The organism is Paraburkholderia sp. 31.1 (genome assembly GCF_014397645.1).
GTDB lineage: Bacteria > Pseudomonadota > Gammaproteobacteria > Burkholderiales > Burkholderiaceae > Paraburkholderia > Paraburkholderia tuberum.
Genome location: NZ_VZQN01000020.1, coordinates 20,424 through 46,048 on the forward strand (window position 1 = coordinate 20,424; position 25,625 = coordinate 46,048).

Below are 25,625 nucleotides of genomic sequence, written 5' to 3' on the forward strand. Positions count from 1 at the left end.
TTTTCTTCGCACTGACCACATGATCAGCATCGCACAACTCTCTTCCGAGCCGTGGGGCACGCTACAGGGCGGCGATCGCGTACGGCTTTACACGTTGCGCAACGCGCACGGCATGAAAGTCGCCATCAGCGACCTCGGCGCGACGCTGGTTTCGTGGCACGCACCGGATCGCGCCGGACGTCTCGGCGATATTCTGCTCGGTCACGACACGCCCGCCGAATACGTGGCGGCCTCGACCTACATGGGCGGACTGATCGGCCGCTGGGCGAATCGCATTGCGGGCGCGCGCTTTTCGCTCGACGGCATCGAGTACACGCTCGATCGCAACGAAGGTCCGAATCTGCTGCACGGCGGCACGGTCGGTTTTCATCGGGCGTTGTGGGAGGTCGCCGAGGACGACGGCGCGTTGCTGATGCGGCTCGAGTCGCCCGAAGGCGATGCCGGTTTTCCGGGCAACGTGACGGTGCAAGTACGCTATTCGCTCGACGACGACGGCACGCTGACGATCGGCTACGAAGCGATCACCGACGCGCCGACGCCGCTCAATCTGACGAGCCATCCCTACTTCAACCTGACCGGGCGCGCGGGCACCGACATTCGCGGCCACGTGCTGTCGATCGACGCCGAGCGCTTTTTCGAAGTCGACGCGACGATGATTCCGTGCAAGCTCGCCGACGTCGCGGGCAACGCATTCGACTTCCGGCAGAGCGCGCCGATCGGCGGCCGGCTCGACTGGCCGCACGCGCAACTCGCGCGCGCCGGCGGCTTCGATCATTGCTATGTGCTGCGCGAGGCGCCGGCAAACGCGATGCAGGGCAACGAGGGCCACGCGCCGCCGCTGCGCGAAGTCGCCTGGGCATACGATCCGGGCAGCGGACGCGAACTGACCGTCGCGACCGATCAGCGGGGCTTGCAGTTTTACACGGGCAACGCGTTGAACGGCAACCCGGGACGCGGCGGTGTTCGCTATCAACGGCACGCCGGCTTGTGCCTCGAGGCGGGCGGTTTCCCGAACGAGGTCAATATGACCGGGCAGAACGAAGTGATCGTGCGACCCGGAGATACTTATCGGCAAATCACGAGTTATCGCGTCGATGTGCGCAAAGGTGTGTGACCAGATTTACGGCCGCTTTTGCGCTGTTTTACGAGAACCCGCGACGGCGAGATTACAGCTCGCCGACTACCCGTTCTTTGCAATACTGAATTAGTCGGCTAGTGGTTTTCCCCAAGTTCACCCCCCTCTAGACTGCGCTTATGGCACCGGTATCGCTGCGGTGCCGGATAGACAACTACGGAGGGAAACATCATGAAATCGCTTATCCAGGCAGTTGCGCTTACGGCCCTGATCGCTGCACCGGTCGCGTCGTTCGCGCAATCGGAACAGCCGATCACGCGGGCCCAAGTCAAGGCAGAGGTGCAGCAACTCGAACAGATTGGCTATAACCCGGCCATCGTGCTCGATGCCCAGTATCCCGCGGACATCCAGGCGGCCGAGGCACGCGTCTCCGCGATGAACGCGAAGGGCCAAGGCGACACGTCTGGCTATGGGTCGTCGATGGGCGGATCATCGCAAGCGGGCCATCATCCGATGTGGGTCAATCCGGACGGTCAGTGACGAGTCGCGAACGTATAGCGAATGTCCGTAGCGAGGAAAGATTCTCGAGTTAACGGCCCTTTCCCCTCTTTGCGGTTTTCGCCGTTTCGAACCGATATGAAGCGGGCGCATGTTTTCAAGGCATGCGCCCGCTTTTTACGTTTATGCGGCGCTAACAACGTACCGCTAATTCTGACGCCGCGGCAGATTCACCCAGCCCGTGCCTGCGGGCATTCCGCCTGATACCAGATGTCCACCTGCCTCTGCGCGCGCTCGAGACTCGCCGGATAGTCAGGATCAAAGCGTCGTTCAGGGTGGTAGCCCGCTTGCCGCAACGCTGTCAGTTCGCTCATGCTCCGCTGGTGCGTGGCCGGTGCCTTGTTCCTGAGGTCGGTCAGATCGCGGCATTGCGTTGCACTCAGATGCGTTTGCGCGCCGCCATTCCCACCGCCCGCGGCGCAGCCAACGAGCGTGAGCACCAACACGGCAGAGATCGACCGCGTCCGGGTCGTGATGTTCATGTTGTGCCTCCTTTGGGGAAATGACCTCGTCGCGAATGCCGTCTTCCCACGCGGCCCTTCGCATCTCTGAACCGGCTTGTTCGCCTGTCGTCATTTTGAATTATTGGAAACGTCTGTGAAAGTCGCCACCCATTTCATCAACCACGGTTTCGATACGGACATAGACTTTCCCCTGGTGAATGCCGATTCGCCTGCGCAACAGTTGGCCCGGCGTTTTCCCCTCAACGAGGGAGCCGCTCCCTCACACCAAGGAGACATGCGATGCCCCGCACCGCCGCTGAAAAACGCGCCGCTTTCCGCGCGCTGCACTCGTCTGGCTGTTTCGTGCTGCCCAATCCGTGGGACGCGGGCAGCGCCCGTTATCTGCATACACTCGGCTTCAAGGCGCTCGCGACGACGAGTTCCGGTTTCGCGTGGTCGACCGGACATGCGGACAATACGTTGCCGCGCGAAACGATCCTCGCGCACCTGCGCGCAATCGTCGACGCGACCGATCTGCCGGTCAACGCCGACTTCGAAAACGGCTTCGGCCGCGACCCGGAAGAAGTCGCCGAGAGCGTGACGCTCGCGGTGGAAACGGGCGTCGCGGGTCTGTCGATCGAGGACTCGACCGGCAACCCCGCCGCGCCGCTGTTTCCGGTCGACGTCGCCGTGCAGCGGCTCAGCGCGGCGCGACGTGCGATCGATCAGAACGGCGGCGACACGCTGCTCGTCGGCCGCGCGGAGAATTTCTTCGCCGGCAGGCCCGATCTCGACGACGCCATTGCGCGTCTGAAGGCCTATGCGGCGGCGGGCGCCGACTGCCTGTATGCGCCCGGCATCCAGACGCGCGAGCAGATCGAAGCGGTGGTCGCGGCCGTCGCGCCGAAGCCCGTCAATCTGCTGATCGGCTCGACATCGACCCTGACGTTGCAGGACGTGGCCGCGCTCGGCGTGCGGCGGATCAGCGTCGGCGGCGGGCTCGCGCGCGCGGCGTGGGGTGGCTTCATGCACGCCGCTCAGGCGCTGGCCGATGGCCGCTTCGACTTCACCGGCGCGACGGCGGGCACGCAGCTCAATGAGCTTTTCAATCGCAGCGCGTAAAAAAACGCCGCGCAAAGGACGCCTCATCAACTTGAGATCGCCACGCTGCGTCGAACTCATCGGAAAAGCCACGACGTTTCCGATGAGAAAAGCGCACGAACGCCTGAATCGGCGCACAAAGGCCCCGGCCACGCCAAATGTTATGATCGGAAACATTATTCGCCCGATCAAGCGCATACTCGACCAGCAGCAAGCCTCATGGACACCCACCTCACCAAATCCGCCGACACGTCCTCCACCGATCTCGGCCGGCGCGTGCGCGCCGCCCGTCAAGCGCAGGATCTGACGCTCGAAACCGCGAGCCGCCTGTGCGGTGTCTCGCGCTCGACGCTGTCGAAGGTCGAAAACGGCCTGATGTCCCCCACGTTCGACGTGCTGCAAAAAATCGTGCTGGGCCTGAAGATCGAAATTGGCGAACTGTTCGGCTCGACGCCGAAAGTCAGCGCGAGCGGCCGGCGCGCGCTGACCCGCAAGAACGAAGGCCAGCGCCACGCTTATCGCGGCTATCAGATGGAGTTGCTCGCCACCGACCTGGCCCACAAGGCGATGCTGCCGTTTCGCATCCGCATCTCGGCGCACACGCTCGATGCATTCGACGACTGGGGCCGCCACGAAGGCGAGGAGTTTCTCTACGTGATCAGCGGCAGCGTGTGCCTCTATTCGGAGCTGTACGCGCCGACACATCTGAACACGGGCGACAGCCTCTACTTCGACAGCCGCACGGGTCATGCGGCGGTGTCGACCAGCGAAGAAGACGCCGAAGTGTTGTGGATGGCGACCAATGCGGACCTTCCGCATACACCGCCTGCCGCGAACGAGTCAGCGAAGAAATAAAATAGCGCGCCCTGCACTCAGCGCGCCGCCAGCGCCCGTTGCGCGAGTTGCGCGATATGCAGTGCGTGTCGCCCTGTGCCGTGCTCGATCTGCTCGCGACAACTGAAGCCGTTGGTCAGCACGATCGTTTCCGCATTCGCCGCGATAGCGTCGCGCACGGCCTCAAACATGTCCTCGCCGATCTTTTCCGACAACGCGTGATGCTCGATGTTGAAGCCGAACGATCCCGCCATCCCGCAGCAGCCGGTATCGAGCAGCTTCCATCTGACGCCGAGCTTGTTCAGCAACGCCGTGTCGCCCTGCATGCCGAATAGCGCCTTCTGATGACAATGGCCATGCACGATCACATCGGCCGCGAGCGTCGGCCACTCGAACGGCTGACGCGCGACGAAATCGGCAAACAGATATGTTTGCGCGGACAGCTTCTTCGCCAACGCATGATCGGGGAGTTGCTTCAGCAACTCGTCCTTGAACACCGATAGACAGCCAGGCTCCAGACCGACCAGCGGCACGCCGGCGGCGATGTCGTCCGCGAGGACGTCGACGATATGCGTGAGCAGCTCGCGCGCGCGTTCGAGCAGGCCGAAGTCGTACAGCGGACGCCCGCAACACAAACGTTTCTTCGGCAATACGACGTGCCAGCCGAGTTGCGTGAGCACATCAGCGGCGGCCTGCGCGATCTCGGGCGTGAAGTGGTCGTTGAATGTATCGACCCACAGGATCACCTTCTTTGCGTCGCCGCCGAGCGCATGAATCGCGGATGCTTGCGACGACGCACTCCGTCGATAAGTTGCAGCGGCGAACCGCGGCAACGCACGCGTCTGCGCCACACCCGCGATCCATTTGCCGAGCGCGGACAAACCGGGCGCCGTCGTCAGAAAGTTCGTCGCGCGCGGAAAACGCGCGGCCCACGGTGCCCATTCGCCGATCCGCCCCATGAACAGCGCCTGACGCGGCCGACGATTGTTCTCGTAGTAGTGGGAAAGGAACTCCGCCTTGTACGACGCCATGTCCGTATGCGTCGGGCAATCGGACTTGCAGCCCTTGCATGCGAGGCAGGTATCGAGCGCTTCTTTCACTTCGCGGCTGTTCCAGCCGTCGGCGATCACGTCGCCTTGCAGCATTTCCCAGAACAGATGCGCGCGCCCGCGGGTCGAGTACTTTTCCTCGCGCGTGCCGCGATAGCTCGGACACATCGTGCCGCCTTCGAGCGAGCGGCATTTGCCCATGCCGATGCAGCGTTCGATCGCACGCTGAAAGCCGTCGCCTTCCTGGCTCGCGAACGCGAGCCTCGTATGCAGCGTCACCGGCTTGTACGCAGGGCCCATGCGCAGGTTTTCGTCGGCGCGGTATGCATGCACGACTTTGCCCGGATTCAGACGATTCGCCGGGTCCCAGATCGCCTTGAACTGCTCCATCGCCTGAATCAGCTCGGGGCCGTACATGATCGGCAGAAACTCGGCCTTCGCCTGGCCATCGCCGTGTTCGCCCGACAGCGAGCCGCCGAATTCGACCACCAGTTCCGCCGCTTCGCGCAAGAACCCGCGCCACGTCGCGATACCTTCCGCGCTGCGCAGATCGAACGTGATGCGCGCGTGCACGCAGCCGTCGCCGAAATGGCCGTACAGGCTCGTCTCGTAGCCATGGCGATCGACGAGCGCCTGAAAGGCGCGCAGATAATCGCCGAGCCGCAGCGGATCGACCGCCGCGTCTTCCCAGCCGACCACCGGATCGGGCTTGTCGCGATCCACTGACAACGCGACCGCCGACGCCCCCGTCTCGCGAATCGACCACACTTTCGCCTGCAAGGCGCGATCTTCGACGAGCGTCGTCGAGATTTGCGGCCCAGCCGCGCCCGATTGGAAATACGCGGCGGCGTCGCGTGCCTGTTGCAGCACCTCGTCCTGCGTGTGCGCACCGAATTCGAGCACGACCCACGCATCGCCTTCGGGCAGCAGTGCGATCTCGTCCTTCTTCAGGCCGCGCGCCTGCAAGCCGCGAATGATCGCGCGGTCGAGTCCCTCGACTGCGATCGGCCCGCAGCGCATGAAATGCGGCACTGCGTCCGCCGCCGTATAGATGTCGGTGAAGCCGACCACGACGATCACGCGCCTGGCCGGACTCTTCACGAGCCTCACTTTCGCCTGCAACGTGACCGCGCACGTGCCTTCGCTGCCGACGAGCGCACGCGCGACGTTGAAGCCGTTTTCCGGCAGCAGTTGATCGAGATTGAAGCCCGACACGCGCCGTTTGATCTGCGGGAATTTCGCGCGAATCCGTTCGGCGTAGGTGTCGCGCAGTTGCTTGAGCGCCGCGTAGATTTCGCCTTGTCGGCCACCCGCCGCGATGATGCGTTCGAGTTCTTCCCCGGAGGTCGGGCCGACCCAGAAACGCGCGCCGTCGAAGGTCGCGATTTCGAGCGCTTCGATGTTCTCGACGGTCTTACCGGCCATCACCGAATGCGCGCCGCACGAGTTGTTCGCGATCATGCCGCCGAGCGTGCAGCGGCTATGCGTGGCGGGATCGGGCGCGAACGTGAGGCCGTGCTGTTCGGCGGCATCGCGCAAGGAGTCGCACACCACGCCCGGCTCGACGACCGCGACGCCCGCACGCGGATCGATCGAGACGACGCGGTTCAGATACTTGCTCGCATCGGCCACGACCGCGACGTTCACGCATTGGCCGTTCTGCGACGTGCCGCCACCGCGCGCGAGAAACGGCACGTCGTTGCGACGGCATGCGGCGAGCGTTGCGAGCAGATCGTCGATATCGGCCGGCACCACGACACCGAGCGGGACTTGCCGATAGTTCGACGCATCCGATGCGTACAATGCTTTGGAACCCTGATCGAATCGCACCTCGCCGCGCACGTGCTGGCGCAGGTCGCTTTCGAGCGCCTGCAATAGCTCCGCGCGGGCCGAGAAAGGCGTGGCGACACGCGGTTCATGCAAAGCGCCCCGCTGCGCGCCAACCCGCCGCTCTTCATCCAATGACAATGACGTCCCCACTGCGCACCTCGTCTGCGATGCCGGCGCTCGAGCTGCCGTAAGCGCTCAGGCCGCCTGGCTCGCGGTCATCCGGAAGATACCCTGTGCGTTGCCCGCGTCGAAACGCAGGTCCGTTTCCCAGCGGCGCGCGTCCTGATCGAAACTGCGCTTGCGCGTAATGAATTCGTAGAACGAGCCCGGCACGTCGCGCGTGACGACGCTGCCGTCGGCCGCGCGAAATTCACGCTGCACGACATCCGCGCGATACGCGGTCTGGAACACGCGCCCGGAACGCGAATGTTCGACTTCGGGCTTCATCGGCCGATCCTTCGCCTTCTGTTCGTCCGACAGCTTGAAGACGTCCGCGACGCGATCGGTCGCGTGATTGAACGCGTTACCTTCGGTCGCGATCCACGCCATCTCCGCCGATTCCTTCAACAATACTTCGTAATCGGCTTCGCGTGGCATCTCGTGCTGACGCGCGAACGCACCAACGATCACCGGTAGCAACTCCTGCGCCGCATCGAGCGGCAGCAGGCCATCGCGTTCGAGTTCCCACAAGAAGCCATGGGCGCGCGGCGTCAACGGATCGCGCGAGCCACCGATCACGTTCGTCACCGCCTGCTGGAACGCCGCGGAAAAACGCTCCGGGTGCAGTTCGCTGACGAAGAACTGCGCGATCTCGTCGGCGGCGTCCTCATGCGCCCACGCGCGGCCGGTCATGCCGAGACGATCGAGCGGGTAACGGCCGTTGATCCGAAAGCCGAGCGGCCGCAGGATGCGCGCGAACGCGGCCTCGCCGGGCGGCAGCGCGCCGCTGTGCGGCCAGCGCACGGTGCGCAGCGCGCCATGATCGAAGTACACGCTGCCGTCGGCGGCGACGGTTTCCTCCGTATAGCGGCGGCCGTTTTCCGAGCGCGCGAGCAGATCGTCGAACAGCGCCATGTTCATCGCCTGTGCGAGTTCGGCGCGCGTGACGCTGCCGCTTTCCCACTCGTTCAACACACGCGGATGATTCAGCGTCGCAAACAGGCGCGCGGCTTTCTGCGCGCCCAGCAGCTTCACCAGCAGTTGTTCGACGTTCGCATTCTTCAGGTTTCGCATCCGGCTTCTCCACGCTATACGTTGAGCGCTGCACGAGCGCCTCATAACGGGCGAGATTATTCAAAATGCGCTGCGCCCCCGTAAAGCGAGATAAACTCGCCACTTGATGCGTTTTTGGAATTAACGTGCGAAAGTTCAAGATTCCCAACATGGGCGCGCTGCTCGCGTTCGAAGCCGCCGCGCGGCACCAGAGCTTCACGCATGCGGCGCGCGAACTGTTCCTCACCGAAAGCGCGGTGTCGCGACAGATCAATACGCTCGAAAGCAATCTCGGCGTGCGGCTGTTCGTGCGCGTCAAGCAACGCGTGGTGCTGACGCGCGCGGGCAAGGTCTACAGCGCGCAGGTGCGACGCTCGCTCGAACACCTCGATCGCGACACGCTGTCGATCATCGCGCACGGCAGCGGCGGCGGTTATCTGGAACTCGCGGTATTGCCGACGTTCGCATCGCAATGGCTGATTCCGCGCATGGCCACATTCAATGAACAATACCCCGAGGTGCGCGTGAACATGGGCGTGCGTACCGCGACGTTCCCGTTCGCCGAGACGCATTTCGAAGCGGCAATTCATTACGGCAAGCCGACGTGGCCGGGTACGTCGGCCGATTTTCTGTTCCGCGAGGAAGTGGTGCCGGTCTGCGCAGCGAGTCTGCTGAAGCGGCCGGTCCGCAACGTCGCCGAATTGCTCAACTATCCGCTGCTGCATTCGACGACGCGACCCGACGGCTGGGCGAACTGGTTCTCGAATCTCGGCGTCGACGAAAACCATACGATGCAGGGCGTGCGCTACGAACTGCACACGATGCTGATCAGCGCTGCCGCGGCCGGACTCGGCATCGCGCTGGTGCCGCGCTTTTTCGTCGACACGCAGTTGCAGCAGTTCGGTCTCGTGATTCCGTTCGACACACCCGCGCTCGCCGAGGCGGCGTACTACCTTGTCTATCCGACCGAGTTGAGTCACGGCAAGCCGCTCGCGAGTTTCCGCGAGTGGCTGCTGCGCGAGGCCGCCGCATACGGCGCGATTTATCCGGAGTTGGTGGAGAGGCCCGAGGGGGCGTGACGCGACGAAAGCCGCATGCGTGAGTGATCCAATCACGCACGCGACTACGCGCAGTGTTCAGCTGCCGGTGCGCGCCTGGGCCAATGCGGCGAGATTGCCTTCGCCGAAGCCATGATGTCCCTGACGTTGCACGATCTCGAAGAAAATCTCGCCGGCGCGGCGGCGCACGAAGGTCTGGAAAAACAGCAGCGGCACGCCGTCCGCGCCGATCTCGCCATCTACGAGCACATGCGTGTGCCGCAGTCGCTCGACATCGAGCCCGTGGCCCGGCAAACGTGCATCGAGCTGCTCGTAGTAGCGCGGCGGCGGCTCGACGAATTCGACGCCGTTCGCGAGCAGACGCTCGACGCACGCGAAGATGTCGTCGGTGGCGAGCGCGATGTGCTGCACGCCTTCGCCGGGATGATCGGGCAAATACTCGTGCATCAGGTTGGTCCGGCCCGTGCCTTCCTCGTACAGCGGCACGCGGATCGCGCCGCACGGCGACACCATCACGCGCGATTCCGCCGACACATGCCAGTTGGCGTGCAGCTCGTGGATCTCGCGGAAATTCAGCAGGTCGCGATAGAAGTCGATCCACTCCTGCATGCGGCCTTCGCCAACGGTCTGCGTCAGATGGTCGACCGCGATCAGGCCGCTGCCCGCGTGATTCAGATCGGCTGCGGCCGTGTCGATTTCGATGGGCCGGAAGTCGATGTCGAAGATCGAGATATCGCCGAGGCCGCCGCGCTGACCGCCTCGCCCGCGCCAACGATCGACGAAATAGATGTGCGAATCGCCGATGCCTTGAATGGCCGGAATCAGCAGTTCGCCGGCACCGAGGCGTTCGCCTTCGAACGCCCACGCGCCGAGTTCCACCGCGCGTTCGAACGCGCGCTGTGCGTCGGCGACGCGAATCCCGATCGCGCAGATGCCGACCCCGTATTCTTCCGCGTAGCGCGCTGCGAACGAATCGGGCTCCGCGTTGATCAGGAAATTCATCTCGCCCTGGCGATACAGCGTCACATCCTTGCTGATATGACGCGCGATCGCCTTGAAGCCGAGCCGCGTGAAGGTCTCGCCGAGCGCCTGCGGATCGCGCGCGGCGAACTCGACGAACTCGAGGCCGGCCGTGCCGAGCGGATTGTGCTGCGGCGCCAATACGGCGCGCTGCGCGGCCTCTGGAGTGGGCAAGTCGCTGGGCATGGCAATCTCCTTGTACGGTCTTTCGACGCGGGGCCGGTCTTTCCGGGTTCGGCGCGAAGTGTTCCGGTCGTTCGCGAGGGGCTGCGTGGTGCGTGCTCGCTCGTGGCGCGCACGCGGCGTGCCGCAGGAACAACGGTCTGTGGCGGCTTTCGCACCGTGTTTTTACACCGGGTCGCGGGGCGTTCGCAACCGTCTGCCCCGCGCGACCTCGCGCACCGCCTCGATGAACGCGCGTCCCACCGTCGACGGCTGCGTATCCGAGCGACGAATCAGCCCCACCGGCTCGCCGGTGCCCGCAAACGGCAGCGGCAGGCGCACCAGCATGCCGTGCGCGAGTTCGTATTCGACCGCGCTTTGCGGCACGAACCACACCGCGCCGTTTTCGAGCGTCAGCGCGCGCCCCGTGGATACCGACAACACCTCGACGAACGCCGACAACGGCGGCACGCCCCACGCGCCGAGCAGGCTCTCGGCCGATTGGCGGATCAGCGTGCCGAACGGCGGCAGCACGATCGGAAATTCCTCCAGCGACGTGGCGGGCAAGGCCTTCCCTTGCGCCAGCGGATGCCCGGCGCGCACGACCGCGATCAGCGGCTCGGTAAACAGTTGCTCGAAACTCAGGCCGACCATCCGCTCCGGGTCCGCGAGGCGGCCGATCGCGAATTCGATCGACCCCGCTTTCAGGCGTTCGAGCAATTCCGGATTTGCGCCGGTCGCGAGGCGCACGATCACGCGCGGCCACTGCGTCGCGAACTGTCTCAGCACGGGCGGTACCAGCACCGCGGCGACAGTGGGCAGCACACCGACTTCGAGCGTCGCGGCGGCCGCGCCCTCGGCCCGCGCAAGCAGATCGACGCCCTGGCGCAGCGCGCTCACGCAGGCGCTCGCGTGCGGCATGAAAAGCTGCCCCTCGCGCGTCGGCACTGCGCCGTGACGGCCGCGCTCGAACAGCTTCACGCCGAGAATGGTCTCCAGCTCAGCGACCGTCTTCGATACCGCCGGCTGCGTGATGGACAAACTGTCCGCCGCCCGCTGGACGCTGCCGAACTGCGCGACGGCCAGAAAGCACTGGAGATGACGGAATTTGACGCGGCTATCCGCGAGACTGCGTTGCATAACGGAAGGTTATACGAAACGGGCAAAAACGTCATTTTTCATAACCGCACGCTTTGTATAAAGTGCGAGTCATAACGTCGCATCCCCCCGATTCCTCCAACGGAGACACCTCATGGAAGATTCAATTCTTTCGCCGCGAGATTTCGCGTCCCATCCCGAGTACATCTATCCGCCGTACGGTTCGTCGGTCAAACGCGGTCCGTCGCGTCCGCTGATTCCGCTGAAGGAACGACTGCGCGACCAGCACGTGCCGGTCTACGGCACCGACGACCTCGACCCGCTCGACAGCGACCTGACCCGCAACGCGGTGCGCAATGGCGAACCGCTCGGCGAGCGCATCATCGTGACGGGCCGTGTGCTCGACGAAGGCGGCCGCCCGGTGCGCAACACGCTGGTGGAAGTCTGGCAAGCGAACGCCGCCGGCCGCTATGTGCACAAGGCCGACCAGCACGACGCGCCGCTCGACCCGAACTTCCTCGGCGCGGGCCGCTGCATCACCGACAACGAAGGCCGTTACCGCTTCATGACCATCAAGCCGGGCGCGTATCCGTGGGGCAACCATCCGAACGCCTGGCGTCCGCAGCACATCCATTTCTCGCTGTTCGGCGACCACTTCGGCTCGCGTCTCGTCACGCAGATGTACTTTCCCGGCGATCCGCTGCTCGCATTCGACCCGATCTACCAGGGCACGCCCGAGCACGCCCGTGAGCGCATGGTCTCGAAGTTCTCGCTCGACACCACGCAAGAGGCCTACGCGCTCGGCTACGATTTCGACATCGTGCTGCGCGGCCCGAACGAAACCCCGATGGAGCGCTAAGCCATGACGACTCTCAAGCAAACGCCTTCGCAAACCGTTGGTCCGTACTTCGCCTACGGTCTTTGCCCGCAGCAATACGATTTCGACTTCAAGAGCCTGTTCACGAACGTTCTGGCCGGCATGGAAGCGGCCGGCGAGCACATCACGATCGTCGGTCAGGTGTTCGACGGCGACGGCAAGGTGATCGGCGACGCGATGATCGAGATGTCGCAAGTCGACTCGAACGGCCACTATCCGGAATCGCGCGAAGAAATTTTGAAGACCGGCTTTCACGGCTTTGCGCGCGTCGGTACGGGCACGGATCCGCACAAGCGTTTCATCGTCGAGACGGTGAAGCCGGGCCGCGCGAATCCCGACGAAGCGCCGCACATCGACGTAATCCTGACGATGCGCGGCATGCTACTGCACACGTTCACGCGCATCTATTTCGAGGACGAAGCGCAGGCGAACGAGCAGGACACCGTGCTGGCGTCGGTGCCGGCCGAGCGCCGTAATACGCTGATCGCGCGCCGCGTTGCCGGTACGGCCAACCTGTATCGCTTCGACATCCACATGCAGGGCGATCAGGAAACCGTGTTTTTCGACCTGTGATGCGCGATTCGTCGCGAGACTCCGAGCAGTAAAGATCGAGCCCGCCTTGCGCGGGCTTTTTTTCGCGCGGGCGTTTCGCGGTGCGCCTGCGCGCGTTCAGCAGCGGAAATGATCGATGCTTTGTCCGGCGTGAATCGCGCGCGCGAGCCATGCCGGTTTATCGCCGCGACCGTCCCACGTGTTACCGAATGCGTCGCGATACAGCACCGCGGCCACGGCGTTCGCATCGGCTTCGAGCGATTCGGCCAGCGCTTCGAATGTGATGCCGTGGTCGTCCATGCGTCGGCGGATCCACGCGATCATGCGCTCGCGCAGGCTCTCGTCGCGTTCGAACAGGCGTTGTTGTCCTTCTCGTTGTTTCATAACGTATTGGTGTCGCAGCTCTTGCTGGCATTAGACAAACGGGCAACTCGCATAGCAACGCGAGGCTCGTGCGTAATTCAATTTGAATGGAAGCAATTCGACGAATTCACGCGATCCATGCAAATGCGTGAAAACCCGCGTTTGCAAGAGATGCCTGTCAGATCCTGAATTAAAGCGCCTGAAGTAAAGCGCCTGAGTTGAAGCGCTGGAATCAAGCGAATCGGCTACTCGAAAAATCGGCGTGGCTCGAATTGCGCCCGTGTTTCGCGTCGTGCGTCGCCTCGTCGTGACGAGGGAGCTTCCGCGTATGGAAAGTCATTCTAGCATTCGATGTATTTGGGCCGCAGCAAAGAACTTTTTCTAATTTCACTGATTGCGCGACTTCCGAGTTTTCGGTATTCGTGGCTTCCGCTGCGCGACTGGCGGACAATGCGAGACTCTGTATTCGCCAGAACATCTGGCATCGGCCCGACATCAGGAGACACGACCATGCCCGCCTCGACCGCCATCCTCACGATCCTCGCCGCGCTGCTATTGGGCGCGATGAGTCCGGGGCCCAGCTTCGTCATCGTCGCGCGCAATGCGATCGGTCTGTCGCGCGGCGACGGTCTCGCGACAGCGCTCGGCATGGGTATCGGCGGTGTGTTTTTTAGCGGCATCGCGCTGCTCGGGCTCTATACGCTGCTCGCGACGGTCGAATGGCTCTACGTCGGGCTGAAAGTGGCCGGCGGCGTCTACCTGGTCTATCTGGCGTCGAAAATCTGGCGCGGCGCCGCGAAGCCGCTCGCGTTCAGCGAAACGCGAACCGGCAGCGGCGGCAATCCGCGCAAGTCGTTCTGGATCGGCTTGAGCACGCAGCTCAGCAATCCGAAAACGGCTGTCTATTACGGCAGTATCTTCGCTGCGCTGCTGCCGCAGCATCCGCCGGTGTGGTGCTATTTCGCGCTGCCGCCGGCGATCTTCGCGATCGAGGCGGGCTGGTACACGATCGTCGCACTGTGCTTTTCGAGCCAACGGCCGCGCGAAATCTATCTGCGCTGGAAGGGGTGGATCGATCGCATCGCCGCGAGCGCGGTGACCGCGCTGGGCCTGCGGCTGATTTTTAACGCGCACAAGGTGGGAATTTGACGGCAACCCGAAGCGGCGCGCACCGTCGTGACTCGATGCGCGCCACTCGCGCCGCCCTGAATCAGCGGTAATCGCGGCGCGTTACCCTTTTCCCTCCGCCTTGATCCGCGCGCGCAACTCGAACTTCTGGATCTTCCCCGTCGACGTCTTGGGCAACTCGCCAAAGCGCACCGCCTTCGGCAACTTGTAGCCGGCCAGAAACAGCCGGCAGTGCGCGATGATTTCCTCCTCGGTCGCCTGCGCGCCTTCCTTCAACTCGATGAACGCGCACGGCACCTCGCCCCACTTCGGATCGGCCATCGCGACCACCGCCGCCACCGACACCGCGGGATGCCGGTACAGCGTGTCCTCGACCTCGATGCTCGAAATGTTCTCTCCGCCGGAAATGATAATGTCCTTGCTGCGGTCGCGGATGCGGATATAGCCGTCGGCCGAGCGCACGCCGAGATCGCCGGTATGGAACCAGCCGCCTTTGAAAGCCGCTTCGGTCGCGCGCTCGTTCTTCAGATAGCCCTTCATGCAGATGTTGCCGCGAAACATGATCTCGCCGATCGTTTCGCCGTCGTCCGGCACCGGCGCGAGCGTGTCCGCATCGAGCACCGCGACCGCCGCCTGCAGGTGATAACGCACGCCCTGGCGCGCGGTCAGGTCGGCGCGGATTTGATCGTCGAGCGCGTCCCATTCGTCCTGCTTTGCGCAGACAGCCGCCGGCCCGTAGGTTTCGGTGAGCCCGTACACGTGCGTCAGATCGAAGCCGATCTGCTTCATCTTCGCGATCACCGCGGGCGGCGGCGCGGCGCCCGCGACCATCGTCGACACGCGATGCGTGATGCCCCCGCGCCATTCGGCCGGCGCATTCACGAGCGAACTCTGTACGATCGGCGCTCCGCAGTAATGCGTGATGTGTTCGCGACGAATCAATTCGAACACGATCTTCGCGTCGAACTTGCGCAGACAGACGTTGACGCCCGCGCGGGCGGCCACCGTCCACGGAAAGCACCAGCCGTTGCAGTGGAACAACGGCAGCGTCCACAGATAGACCGCGTGCTTCGGCATGTCCCATTCGAGGATGTTGCTCAGCGCGTTCAGATACGCGCCACGGTGATGGTAGACGACGCCCTTCGGGTCACCGGTCGTGCCCGATGTGTAGTTCAGCGCGATCGCGTCCCATTCGTCCGCGGGCGGAGTCCACTCGAAGGAAGGGTCGCCGGTTTGCAGGAACTGCTCGTAGTCTGTCGCGCGAATGAACTGCGCGGCGTCGGCGGGCTGCGCGTCGGCCACGCTGATCACGCGGAGCTCCGGGAATTCTAGCGCCGCGCGATGCGCGAACTCGCCGTATTCGGTGTCGACGATCAGCGCCTTCGCCTCACCGTGGCGCAGCATGAACAGCAGCGTCGCGACGTCGAGCCGCGTGTTCAGTGTATTCAGCACGGCGCCGGCCATCGGCACGCCGAAGTGCGCCTCGACCATCGACGGGATGTTCGGCAGCAGCGCGGCGACCGTGTCGCCGCGGCAGATGCCGGCCTCGTGCAGCGCGCTCGCGAGCCGCCGCGCACGCTCATAGGTCTCGCGCCAGTTGCGGCGGATCTCCCCATGGACGATCGCGAGCCGCTCGCCATACACTTGCGCTGCGCGCACGAGGAAATCGATCGGCGTCAACGGGACATAATTGGCCTCGCGCCGCCCGAGGCCTTCGTCGAACATTTGCTGTGTCATTGCTTCGTCTCCTGAGGCGCGAGCCGCGCCGCCGATTGTTGACCGTGTTCTGTGAATGAACCAGGGCCTAGCCTAGCAATTGTCGTCATGAACTGTCTGTCATTCAAATGACAGAGTGGCGCCACTGACGCCCCGCCTTGACCTGGCTCAGCCGGCAGCGCTCCCAAACCGCTTATCGCCGATGACCGACGCTCCGCTGACTGACCGCGCCGACACCCGGCCGCCCCAACGGGTCGCGCCCGCCGACCTCGCGCGACTGTTCGTCGCGTGCGCGTGGTTTCGCGCGCTCGCCGCCGATCATCAGGCGATGGTACTCGCCAGCGCACACGCCGAGCACTTTGAAGGCGGTGCGTGGATCGCCCGCCGCCAGCAACCGTCCGACTATTGGATCGGCGTGCACTCGGGGCTCATCAAGCTCGCTATCTACAACGCGTCGGGCCGCAGCTGCACGCTGTCGGGCGTGCCGCCGGGCGGCTGGTTCGGCGAAGGCAGCGTGATCAAGCGCGAATTGCGCAAATACGACGTGGCCGCGATCCAGCCGTCGCTCGTGATGTTCGTGCCGTCCGCGACCTTCCATGCGTTGCTCGAATCGAGTCTGCCGTTCACGGGCTTCGTGATCCGGCAATTGAACAACCGGATGGGGGAATTCATCGCGTCGATCCAGAACACCCGGCTGCTCGACGTGGACGCACGCGTCGCGCAATCGCTCGCGCAGCTGTTCAATCCGGATCTGTATCCGGACACGGGTCGCCCACTGGCGATTTCACAGGAAGAAGTCGGTCTGCTCGCGGGAGTGTCGCGGCAGCGCATCAATCAGGCGCTGCAGAACCTCGAGAAGCTGCGGATTTTGCGACTGTCGTATAACCGGATCGAGGTGCTCGATCTCGAGCGGCTGGCCGCGTACGGGCGGGAACAGATCTAGCGACGCAACTGGCGCTCGCTACCCGGCGCGCACGCCGCCCTTGCGCGTCGCGCGCGTTTCGAGAGCGTCGTCGGTCTTGAACAGCGCGAGCATGATCGCGCTCAACACGCCCGTTTTTTTCCAGCGCAGATAGTAGCGATGCGCGGTCTGGTACGGGACGTAGTGCTCGGGCATTGCGCTCCACGGCGTGCGCGCGTGCAGCACCCACATCACGCTATTGAGCACGTGGCGAATTTCGATCGGCGGACGACCACGGCGCGGGCCGTCATCATGCAAGGTTTCAGGTAACAGCGGCGCGACCCGCTGCCATTGCTCGTCGGTCAGCTCCTGAACGACTGGCGAGGTCTCGATGGATTCGGAAGATGGACTATTCATGCGTGAAAGCGCGCGCGTAAAACGCGTGCTGGCGTCGCTCCGAAAGTCGTGTCGATACGTCAATTCGCTCGAGACTACTCGAAGCTTGCCTGGGAGAAGGTCAACTTTTGTCACAGGAACGGCGCGATTGTCAAAAATGGCAATAGGTCATTGCGCGAGAGCGGCGATGGCGCGGCATGGACGGTGATCTATCATCGGCGCGCCCGGCGGCGCCGCCCTTGCCGTGACGTCCGAACAAGCTTCGGCACAAAGCTCGATCACGCTGTATGGCGTCGCCGACGTCAGCGTGCGCTATCTGACGAACTCGAACGCCAAAAACGACAATCGTCTGTACATGACGAACGGCGCGATCACCAACAGCCGCTGGGGTCTGCGCGGCTCGGAAGACCTCTGCTCGGCGACACCTACGACCCGCTCACGGTCGGCAACTACAACGAGAACTCCTGGCTGCCTGGCGCGCTCGGCGCGGGGCTTTACGCCGATAACGCGATCAGGTACACGGGCACGTTCAAAGGCCTGACGGTGGCCGCGATGTACTCATTCGGCACGAACTCGGAATCGACCGGCGACGGCGGCTTCTCGGGCCAGGTGCCAGGCCATCTCGGCGCGGGCAACATGTACGGCTTCACGCTGTCGTACGCGGCGGGTCCGCTGTCGGTCGCGGCCGGCGTGCAGCAGAACAGCGACAACAGCAATCACAAGCAGACCATCTTCAACGCGAACGCGGTCTATGCGTTCAGCTCGACGAAGCTGTACGTCGGCTATCTGCATTCGAAGGACGACACCGGCTTCGTCGACAGCGCGCTCGCGCAGCAGACGCTCATGCCGGGCGTCGATATCGTCAAGGGCTCGGGCCGCATCGACAACGGACCGTTCGCCGGCGTCAGGTGGCAGGCCACGCGCGCGCTGACGCTGACTGGCGCCGGGTACTACGACCACATGTCGAACGCGGCGATCGGCGCTGGTCAGCTCGGCAGTGGCTATCGCTACACGTTCGTCGCACTGGCCGAGTACGCGCTGTCGAAGCGCACCGAGGTGTACGGCACCGTCGATTTCGACAAGGTGTCGGGCGCGGCGTCGGTCGAACTGCCGGGCCGCGACAACCAGACCGACGTTGCGCTCGGTTTGCGGACAATTTTCTGAATCGTTTCACGTCGTCATGGCAAAACGGGCATCCCCAGGGACGCCCGTTTTTTTTGCCCCGCATACGGAAACCGGCTCACCGGTCTGCCGCGCGCATAAAAAAAGGTGCCGCGAACGGCACCTTACTGTGCTACAGGCAGCTTCTGCTGAAGCTTAGAAGCGGTGACGCAGACCGACCGTAGCAGCCGTCTGGTTCTTCGACGACGAGGTCGGAACCGTGTTGTCGCCGCTGTAGATCGAAGCCACGCCGCCGTCACCCATTGCGTGCTGGTACACAGCCTGAGCGTAGACGTCGGTGCGACGCGACAGCGAGTAGTCAGCCTGCAGGCCGATCTGGTGGTAACGGGTCTTCATGTCGTTACCGTCGGCGTTGATGCCGTAGCCGCGCGCGTCGGTGAACGTGTACGCGACGCCGAGAGCCATAGCCGGGGTCACGTTGTACTTGCCGTTGATTTCGTAGTTGTTGGTGTGGCCTTGACGCTGACCAGGAGCTTCACCAACCAGGTTGTCGACGCGCGATTGCGTCCATGCCACGCCAACCAGCGCCGGGCCGAAGCCGTACGAAGCGCCTGCGCCGAACTGACGCTGAAGGAAGTCGCCTTGCAGCACGCCCGCGGTGTTCGCCAGAACGCCGTCCGATGCGCCGCTTGCGTTAGCAGCCGGGTTGTTTTGCTGAGCGTAGGCAGCACCGAGGTGCAGGCCTTGCCACTGGTATGCGGCGCCCAAGCTGTACTGACGGTTGTTTGCGAAGCCACCAGCCTGGTTCGAGAAGCCGTACGTGCCGCCGAACGTGAAGCCAGCGTAGTTAGCGCTCGAGTACTTGACCGAGTTGTTGACCGACAGACCACCGTTGGTGTTCAGGTTGTCGTTGTTGAACGGGTGCGCGAAGTACGTGCCGCCCCAGCTGCCCGTTGCGGTCAGCGGTGCGAGGTAGTCCTGCGCTGCGTCGTACTGGCGACCCAGCGTGACCGTACCGAATTGCGAGCTCGACAGACCGACGAAGGCCTGGCGGTTGAACATGCCGGTGTTGTTAGCGTACTTGCCGTTGTTGATGTTGAAGCCGCTTTCCAACGTGAAGATTGCCTTCAGACCGCCGCCCAGATCTTCCGAACCACGCAGGCCGAACATGCTCTGGTTGATGCCGCCGCTACCTGCTGCCCACTTGGAGTTGTGGGCAACGTTGCTGGTGTACGTCAGACCTGCGTCGAGCAGACCGTACAGGGTCACGCTGCTTTGTGCGTGAGCGACCGAAGCGAACGATGCGGCAACCGCAACGACGATGAGACTCTTTTTCATGGGAACTCCAATTCGAAAAATTTATACGGGGAGCAGGACCTGCTTCAGCAGCCGATGCATCGCATTTGCCGCCGCCCGCTTGGCCGAACCGTGGGGATCGACCGGGCACCCTTGAAGCGAAGCGTGAGTGTAGGGGGACACCCTGGTACCGACGCAGGCAATTCCCGCAACAGGATCTTTCGAAATTCGCAACAATGTTAGAGCCGATGGGGATAACTTCTTGTTTTTCCACCGTTTATTGCAAGATCGAGGGGCCGGATCGACAGCTCCAGCCAAAACGAATTTGCAACGCCTCAATATTCTGAGTTGCGCGTTTGCAACAGTGCTTTAATACGCGTGACGTAATCGGGTCGGAGCAAATTGACGAAAAGACCGGCCGATATTTTTGTAATCAAATGGTTGAAGTGACGGTTATCCGCGTCGTTTGAGATTTATTTTTGGAGCGCCGGAACTTAATAGAGTTAAATGCAGTCATGCTCGCGCACCCGCCAATTAATGGTTTCCGGCGGGGCGATTAACTCGTCGAATCACCAAGACGGCTCATTCACCTAATCTTTATTGACCGACGCAAGCAATCGCTGCCGCCCCCGGGCGGCGCAACGGTCCGAGCCCACCGCGCCGAATCAGCATTCACTATTGAGACACTGCCATTGCGGCGGTCTTCTGATTTCTCGCTTTAGTGAGCACCCTCTGTCACGTCTCTATAAGATGCGCGCGCGATTCGAAAAAGCCTTCAGCACGGACGTTGCCCGGAGGTGAATTGCGACGCCGGCCACCGCGTGACAAGACCCGCGCTGAAAGCGGACGGCATGCATCAACAAGCCTTTCGCATTCAATTAACGGCGGGGTTGCGCCCGCTTTTACACGGAGTTTCCCTGATTACGCGTGATCACCGGTTATGGCTGGCGCGGAGCGCGCTTGAGCGCCTCCTCGTCCTCAGGCGAGGAGCCTGGCGCGAGCGGGTCGGTGTCGGGCGGTGTGTGGGGCAACGGACGCCGCTCGCCGGGGTTGAGGCTGGCACTGGGTCGCCCAGCTGAGGCAGCCGAAGGCCGCCCAAAAACAAAAAAGGGTTCCGGAATTCGGAACCCTTTTTTCGATACTTTGGTGGGCCGGGTGGGATTCGAACCCACGATGTCCTTTCGGAGGTGGATTATGAGTCCACTGCCTGCAACCAACACGGCGTCCAGCCCAAGAAAAAAGACCCGGTCGTGAAGGCCGGGCCCGTTTCGTCGATTGGCCGACATACTACACGAAAAAGGAGCCTCCGCAACCGCTTCGCTTCGGCGAAACGACCGGGAGGCCCCTTTGATCGCATCATTTGCGGCCAACCGCGGCCGTCGCCGTCAATTCCCTTCGAGGAATGACTTCAGCTTGTCCGAACGGCTCGGATGACGCAGCTTGCGCAGCGCCTTCGCCTCGATCTGACGAATTCGCTCACGCGTCACGTCGAACTGCTTACCGACTTCTTCGAGCGTGTGATCCGTGCTCATCTCGATACCGAAACGCATGCGCAACACCTTCGCTTCGCGCGGCGTCAGCGAATCGAGCACGTCCTTCACGACGTCGCGCATACTCGCGTGCAACGCCGCATCCGCCGGGGCGACCGTGTTCGTATCTTCGATGAAGTCGCCCAGATGAGAATCGTCGTCGTCACCGATCGGCGTTTCCATCGAGATCGGCTCCTTCGCGATCTTCATGATCTTGCGGATCTTGTCTTCCGGCATTTCCATCTTCTCGGCCAGCGTCGCCGGATCCGGCTCGAGACCGGTTTCCTGCAGGATCTGACGCGAGATGCGGTTCATCTTGTTGATCGTTTCGATCATGTGAACCGGAATCCGGATCGTGCGCGCCTGGTCGGCGATCGAACGCGTAATGGCCTGGCGGATCCACCACGTCGCATACGTGGAGAACTTGTAGCCACGACGGTATTCGAACTTGTCCACCGCCTTCATCAGGCCGATGTTGCCTTCCTGAATCAGGTCGAGGAACTGCAGACCGCGGTTCGTGTACTTCTTCGCGATCGAGATCACGAGACGCAGGTTGGCCTCGGTCATTTCGCGCTTCGCCTGGCGCGCCTTAAGCTCGCCGGCCGCCATCTGACGGTTGGTTTCCTTCAGGTCCTTCAGCGGCAGCACCACGCGCGCCTGCAGATCGAGCAGACGTTGCTGCTGTTCGCGGATCGCCGGAATGTTGCGCGTGAGGATCGCGCTATACCCGTGACCTTCGGCGACGATCTTGTCGGCCCATTCGAGGTCCGTCTCGCTGCCCGGGAAACGCGCGATGAATTCCGCACGCGGCATGCCGCACTTGTCGACGACCGTATGCAGGATCTGACGCTCGACCTGACGCACTTCATCCACCTGCGCGCGCAGCGTGTCGCACAGACGCTCGACGGTACGCGCGGTGAAGCGGATCGTCATCAGCTCGTTCTGGATGGTTTCCTGCGCCTTCAGATACGACTTGGACTTGTAGCCTTCCTTCTCGAACGCGCGACGCATCTTGTCGAACCATTCGCTGATCGACGCGAATTTTTCGAGCGACGCGCGCCGCAGCGCTTCGAGCTGCGCGGCGTTGGCGGTGGCTTGCGCCGCGCCATCGTCTTCTTCCTCGTCCTCTTCGTCCTCTTCCTCGGCTTCCTCGTCTTCATTCTCGATCGCTTCCGCCTCCTGCGCGGAGAAGCCGTCGGCGTCTGCCGCGTCGACGTCGATCAGACCGTCGACGAGTTCGTCGATGCGCGCTTCGTCGTTGGCGACGCGCTCGGCCATCGCGAGAATGTCGGCGATCGTGGTCGGGCACGCGGAGATGGCCATCACCATGTGCTTCAAGCCGTCTTCGATGCGCTTCGCGATTTCGATTTCGCCTTCACGCGTAAGCAGCTCGACCGTGCCCATTTCGCGCATGTACATACGCACGGGATCGGTGGTGCGGCCAAATTCGGAGTCGACGGTGGACAGCGCGACTTCAGCTTCCTCTTCGACTTCGTCGTCTGACGAAGCCGCGGGCGCGTTGTCGTTGAGCAGCAGCGTTTCAGCGTCCGGGGCCTGTTCGTAGACCGCGACGCCCATGTCGTTGAACGTGCTGATGATGCCTTCGATCGCCTCGGTCTCGGTGAAGTTGTCCGGCAGGTGATCGTTGATTTCAGCGTACGTGAGGAAGCCGCGCTCCTTGCCGAGCTTGATCAGGGCGCGCAGCTTCGAGCGACGCTCCTCGAGTTCCTCCACCGTGCCAGGCTGCGACGACGCGAACGCATCCTTCAGCAGCGCTTTTTCCTTTGCACGACGGTCGCGAGCCTTGACCTTCTCCGGCTTGCCCGGTGCGGCAGCAGCGGTTTCTTCGGTCTGGGTTGCATCGTCATCGACGGGTACTTCATTCAGCTTTTTCGTCATGGAGTTCGCCGTACCGGCTGTAGTCTCGACCCCCGGCTGTTGGACAACAGCCGGTTGAACCGTGGATACTGAAGTCACGCGCGCTACCTCATCGTCCTGAACGGCAGCCGCTTCCCTTGCGCTTCTGACACCCGCCCGCTTGGCAGCCGGCGGTGCTACAGCTTTCGCCGCCCGAACCGGTGCGGCCTGCGCGGCCGCAGTGGTCGACGACTTCTTCCCGGCAGCCGGTGCAACGCTGACAGCAGACGTTCTTCTGGCGGATGCAGTCAGCCTGGCTTCGGTAACTTTTCCGGTGCGCTCTTTAGCGCGTGAGCCCGTTGCATGATTTCCGCCTGTCGTCTTTGCCATCGCATCGCCTTTCGCCTTTGCTAGGAAAACCCTTGAAAAAACAAACCGCTAGAAACTTTTGATTATACCACCCGAGGTTTCGGCCTCTCCGCTACAGCCCGAGTTGACGCTTCATGTCGGCCCGCTTCCGGTTGAGCTCCGAAAACTCGGCAAACTCTTCCGGCGTATGCCGCGACTGTCGCGAAAGCTGTTCGAGACGATCGCAATAAGCGTCGTATCGCATCTTCAAAATCGCGGCTTTCAGCTCCTCGCCGACAATTCGTTCCTGCTCGCGCCGTTCCTCGATGACGGCCGCGTCCTGCGGGTCTTTCAGCAGCAAATCCCGGACGTTTTCATCATAGTCTAGAATTTTGCGAAAGATTTCCTCGAAAGTTGGGGCGTTCGCGCCATTTCGCAAGAGATCGGACAACAACTGGAACGCTGCCGAATCGCCTAGGGCTCGCGCGTGCGTCGTCACTTCCGCGAACAGTTCGCCGTGCCGGGTCACGGTGAGCAGCGCCTCTTCGGCCGCTTCGTCGAGCATCGCGACCGTGCGCGGATACATCACCAGATTGCGCAGCGTCTTTTCCTCGATGCCGGTCACGCTGCGCCGGTCCTTGCGGGCCGGCGCCCTGCGCGACGCGGCCGCGATCCGCGCGTCGACTTCGCAAAGCGCCGCGACTTCGCTGAATGGCACATCGAGCCGGTCTGCGAACATATGCATGATCTGCGCGCGCAGCGCATTGGCCGGCAACGCCTGCAGCAGCGGTTTCGCGTCGAACAGCGCGCGGGCCTTGCCTTCGGGCTGATCGAGCTCCTTGCCGGTCAACACCTCGTTGAGCATGAACTGCGACAACGGCATCGCCCGTTCGACCTGCTCGGCGAAAGCCTCGGTGCCGAACTCGCGCACGTAGCTGTCGGGATCATGCTCGCTGGGCAGGAACAGGAAACGGATCGTCCGGTTGTCGGCGGCGTGCGGCAGGCACGCATCGAGCGCGCGACGCGCGGCGCGCCGGCCGGCCGCGTCGCCGTCGAAACTGAAGATGACCGTGTCGGTCTGGCGCATCAGTTTCTGCACATGAATCGGCGTGCAAGCGGTGCCGAGGGTCGCGACGGCGTTCTGGAAGCCCAATTGGGCCAGCGCAACCACGTCCATATAACCTTCGACGACCAGCACGTAATGTTGCTCTCGAATCGCAAGACGCGCCTCGAACAGCCCGTACAGCTCGCTGCCCTTGTTAAATAGCGGCGTTTCCGGTGAATTCAAATACTTTGGCTCGCCGCCGTCGAGCACGCGGCCGCCGAAGCCGATCACCTGCCCTTTGACATTGCGGATCGGGAACATGATCCGCTCGCGAAAGCGGTCGTAGCGGCGGTTCTGACCCTGCGCGTCCGACTTTTCGCTGACGATCACGAGACCCGCTTCGACCAGGGCGTCGTCGCGATAGTTCGGGAACGCCGCCTCGAGGTTTTGCCACCCGTCCGGCGCATAGCCGAGACCGAAGCGCGCGGCGACTTCGCCGGTCAGGCCGCGCTTCTTCAAATATTGGATCGCGCCCGGCGCACCGCGCAGTTGCTTACGGTAGTAGTCGCAGGCGGTCTGCATGAGATCGGACAGCGCGGTTGTCACGGCCTTCGATGCCGCCGGCGCGTAGCCGCCGCCAGCTCCGCCACCACCGCCGCCGCCATATCCGGGAGAAGCCTCGTGCGGTACGGTGAGACCCACCGATTGCGCGAGCTCGTTGACCGCTTCGGGAAACGACGCGCCCACGTGTTCCATCAGGAAACCGATGGCCGTACCATGCGCACCGCAGCCGAAGCAGTGATAAAACTGTTTAGTCGGACTAACCGTAAACGAGGGGCTCTTCTCGTTGTGAAACGGGCACAGCCCCATGAAGTTCGCGCCGCCCTTTTTCAGCTGCACATACCGGCCGACCACGTCGACGATATCGACGCGGTTGAGCAGGTCCTGCAGGAATGACGGTGGGATCACAGTAAATGACGCTGCCTGGAAAGCTTCAAAATCCAAGCCCGGAGCCCGGGCTCGACACCGCGCCCGGGTCCCGCGCCTCGCCTTCA

General features: G+C 63.1%; 20 protein-coding genes, 1 tRNA gene and 1 pseudogene. 10 read left to right on the forward strand and 12 right to left on the reverse strand.

What is annotated here, in order from left to right; all coding sequences use genetic code 11:
- The first annotated feature begins 19 nt into the window (after positions 1–19).
- Positions 20–1,114 carry an aldose epimerase family protein gene (locus F6X37_RS17085; RefSeq protein ID WP_090808459.1) on the forward strand — a complete coding sequence of 365 codons (1,095 nt, stop codon included), beginning with the start codon at positions 20–22 and terminating at the stop codon, positions 1,112–1,114.
- A gap of 192 nt (positions 1,115–1,306) precedes the next feature.
- Entirely contained in the window at positions 1,307–1,615 is a 309-nt protein-coding gene (locus F6X37_RS17090) for a DUF4148 domain-containing protein (RefSeq protein ID WP_187612150.1), read from the forward strand.
- 188 nt (positions 1,616–1,803) lie between these two features.
- Here the strand turns inward: F6X37_RS17090 and F6X37_RS17095 are convergent, their stop codons facing one another.
- Complete coding sequence (locus F6X37_RS17095) at positions 1,804–2,115, reverse strand: DUF4148 domain-containing protein (protein WP_187612151.1); 312 nt, start codon at positions 2,113–2,115, stop codon at positions 1,804–1,806.
- 261 nt (positions 2,116–2,376) lie between these two features.
- Between F6X37_RS17095 and F6X37_RS17100 the strand changes: the two genes are divergently transcribed.
- On the forward strand, positions 2,377–3,198 hold the full coding sequence (locus F6X37_RS17100) for an oxaloacetate decarboxylase (protein WP_187612152.1): 822 nt from the start codon (positions 2,377–2,379) through the stop codon (positions 3,196–3,198).
- A gap of 198 nt (positions 3,199–3,396) precedes the next feature.
- Positions 3,397–4,032 carry a helix-turn-helix domain-containing protein gene (locus F6X37_RS17105; protein ID WP_090808454.1) on the forward strand — a complete coding sequence of 212 codons (636 nt, stop codon included), beginning with the start codon at positions 3,397–3,399 and terminating at the stop codon, positions 4,030–4,032.
- Between the two features lie 17 nt (positions 4,033–4,049).
- Here the strand turns inward: F6X37_RS17105 and F6X37_RS17110 are convergent, their stop codons facing one another.
- Together F6X37_RS17110 and F6X37_RS17115 are read right to left on the reverse strand one after the other, a co-directional pair.
- Complete coding sequence (locus F6X37_RS17110; protein ID WP_187612208.1) at positions 4,050–7,022, reverse strand: FAD-binding and (Fe-S)-binding domain-containing protein; 2,973 nt, start codon at positions 7,020–7,022, stop codon at positions 4,050–4,052.
- Positions 7,023–7,085: 63 nt separating this feature from the next.
- Positions 7,086–8,123, reverse strand: coding sequence for a DUF1338 domain-containing protein (locus tag F6X37_RS17115; protein WP_187612153.1), 1,038 nt, complete (start codon positions 8,121–8,123; stop codon positions 7,086–7,088).
- Positions 8,124–8,248: 125 nt separating this feature from the next.
- On the opposite strand from F6X37_RS17115, the gene F6X37_RS17120 reads away from it, so the two are divergent.
- Positions 8,249–9,181 (forward strand): LysR substrate-binding domain-containing protein, encoded by a 933-nt coding sequence (locus tag F6X37_RS17120; protein ID WP_187612154.1) that lies wholly within the window; start codon positions 8,249–8,251, stop codon positions 9,179–9,181.
- A 57-nt stretch (positions 9,182–9,238) separates the two neighbouring features.
- Here F6X37_RS17120 and F6X37_RS17125 read toward each other — a convergent pair whose 3' ends face one another.
- The gene (locus F6X37_RS17125; protein WP_187612155.1) at positions 9,239–10,366 is read right to left on the reverse strand and encodes a 4-hydroxyphenylpyruvate dioxygenase family protein; all 1,128 of its coding nucleotides are present in this window, start codon (positions 10,364–10,366) and stop codon (positions 9,239–9,241) included.
- Positions 10,367–10,528: 162 nt separating this feature from the next.
- Positions 10,529–11,482, reverse strand: coding sequence for a pca operon transcription factor PcaQ (pcaQ, locus tag F6X37_RS17130; protein ID WP_090808443.1), 954 nt, complete (start codon positions 11,480–11,482; stop codon positions 10,529–10,531).
- A 112-nt stretch (positions 11,483–11,594) separates the two neighbouring features.
- On the opposite strand from pcaQ, the gene pcaH reads away from it, so the two are divergent.
- Positions 11,595–12,299, forward strand: a complete 705-nt coding sequence (gene pcaH, locus F6X37_RS17135) for a protocatechuate 3,4-dioxygenase subunit beta (protein ID WP_187612156.1) — start codon at positions 11,595–11,597, stop codon at positions 12,297–12,299.
- A 3-nt stretch (positions 12,300–12,302) separates the two neighbouring features.
- Positions 12,303–12,890: a protocatechuate 3,4-dioxygenase subunit alpha gene (gene pcaG, locus F6X37_RS17140; protein WP_187612157.1), complete on the forward strand. Its 588-nt coding sequence runs from the start codon at positions 12,303–12,305 to the stop codon at positions 12,888–12,890.
- Between the two features lie 96 nt (positions 12,891–12,986).
- Here the strand turns inward: pcaG and F6X37_RS17145 are convergent, their stop codons facing one another.
- The gene (locus F6X37_RS17145; RefSeq protein WP_187612158.1) at positions 12,987–13,253 is read right to left on the reverse strand and encodes an H-NS family nucleoid-associated regulatory protein; all 267 of its coding nucleotides are present in this window, start codon (positions 13,251–13,253) and stop codon (positions 12,987–12,989) included.
- Between the two features lie 489 nt (positions 13,254–13,742).
- Here F6X37_RS17145 and F6X37_RS17150 point away from each other — a divergent pair, with 489 nt between their 5' ends.
- A complete protein-coding gene (locus F6X37_RS17150) occupies positions 13,743–14,381 on the forward strand; it encodes a LysE family translocator (RefSeq protein WP_184057444.1) in 639 nt (212 codons plus the stop codon).
- Positions 14,382–14,462: 81 nt separating this feature from the next.
- Here the strand turns inward: F6X37_RS17150 and F6X37_RS17155 are convergent, their stop codons facing one another.
- Positions 14,463–16,097, reverse strand: coding sequence for an acyl-CoA synthetase (locus tag F6X37_RS17155; protein ID WP_187612159.1), 1,635 nt, complete (start codon positions 16,095–16,097; stop codon positions 14,463–14,465).
- 115 nt (positions 16,098–16,212) lie between these two features.
- Between F6X37_RS17155 and F6X37_RS17160 the strand changes: the two genes are divergently transcribed.
- Positions 16,213–17,019, forward strand: a complete 807-nt coding sequence (locus F6X37_RS17160; protein ID WP_410451375.1) for a Crp/Fnr family transcriptional regulator — start codon at positions 16,213–16,215, stop codon at positions 17,017–17,019.
- A gap of 18 nt (positions 17,020–17,037) precedes the next feature.
- Here the strand turns inward: F6X37_RS17160 and F6X37_RS17165 are convergent, their stop codons facing one another.
- Complete coding sequence (locus F6X37_RS17165) at positions 17,038–17,394, reverse strand: transposase (RefSeq protein ID WP_187612161.1); 357 nt, start codon at positions 17,392–17,394, stop codon at positions 17,038–17,040.
- A 223-nt stretch (positions 17,395–17,617) separates the two neighbouring features.
- Here F6X37_RS17165 and F6X37_RS17170 point away from each other — a divergent pair.
- Positions 17,618–18,405, forward strand: a pseudogene (locus F6X37_RS17170) (porin); the annotation flags it as partial.
- Positions 18,406–18,690: 285 nt separating this feature from the next.
- On the opposite strand, the gene F6X37_RS17175 reads toward F6X37_RS17170, so the two are convergent.
- From F6X37_RS17175 to dnaG, 4 genes are all read right to left on the reverse strand, one after another.
- Positions 18,691–19,833, reverse strand: coding sequence for a porin (locus F6X37_RS17175; RefSeq protein WP_187612162.1), 1,143 nt, complete (start codon positions 19,831–19,833; stop codon positions 18,691–18,693).
- A gap of 1,102 nt (positions 19,834–20,935) precedes the next feature.
- Positions 20,936–21,023 (reverse strand) — tRNA-Ile (locus F6X37_RS17180).
- Positions 21,024–21,176: 153 nt separating this feature from the next.
- A complete protein-coding gene (gene rpoD, locus F6X37_RS17185; RefSeq protein ID WP_187612163.1) occupies positions 21,177–23,567 on the reverse strand; it encodes an RNA polymerase sigma factor RpoD in 2,391 nt (796 codons plus the stop codon).
- Between the two features lie 91 nt (positions 23,568–23,658).
- Entirely contained in the window at positions 23,659–25,539 is a 1,881-nt protein-coding gene (dnaG, locus tag F6X37_RS17190) for a DNA primase (protein WP_187612164.1), read from the reverse strand.
- Positions 25,540–25,625 lie beyond the last annotated feature (86 nt).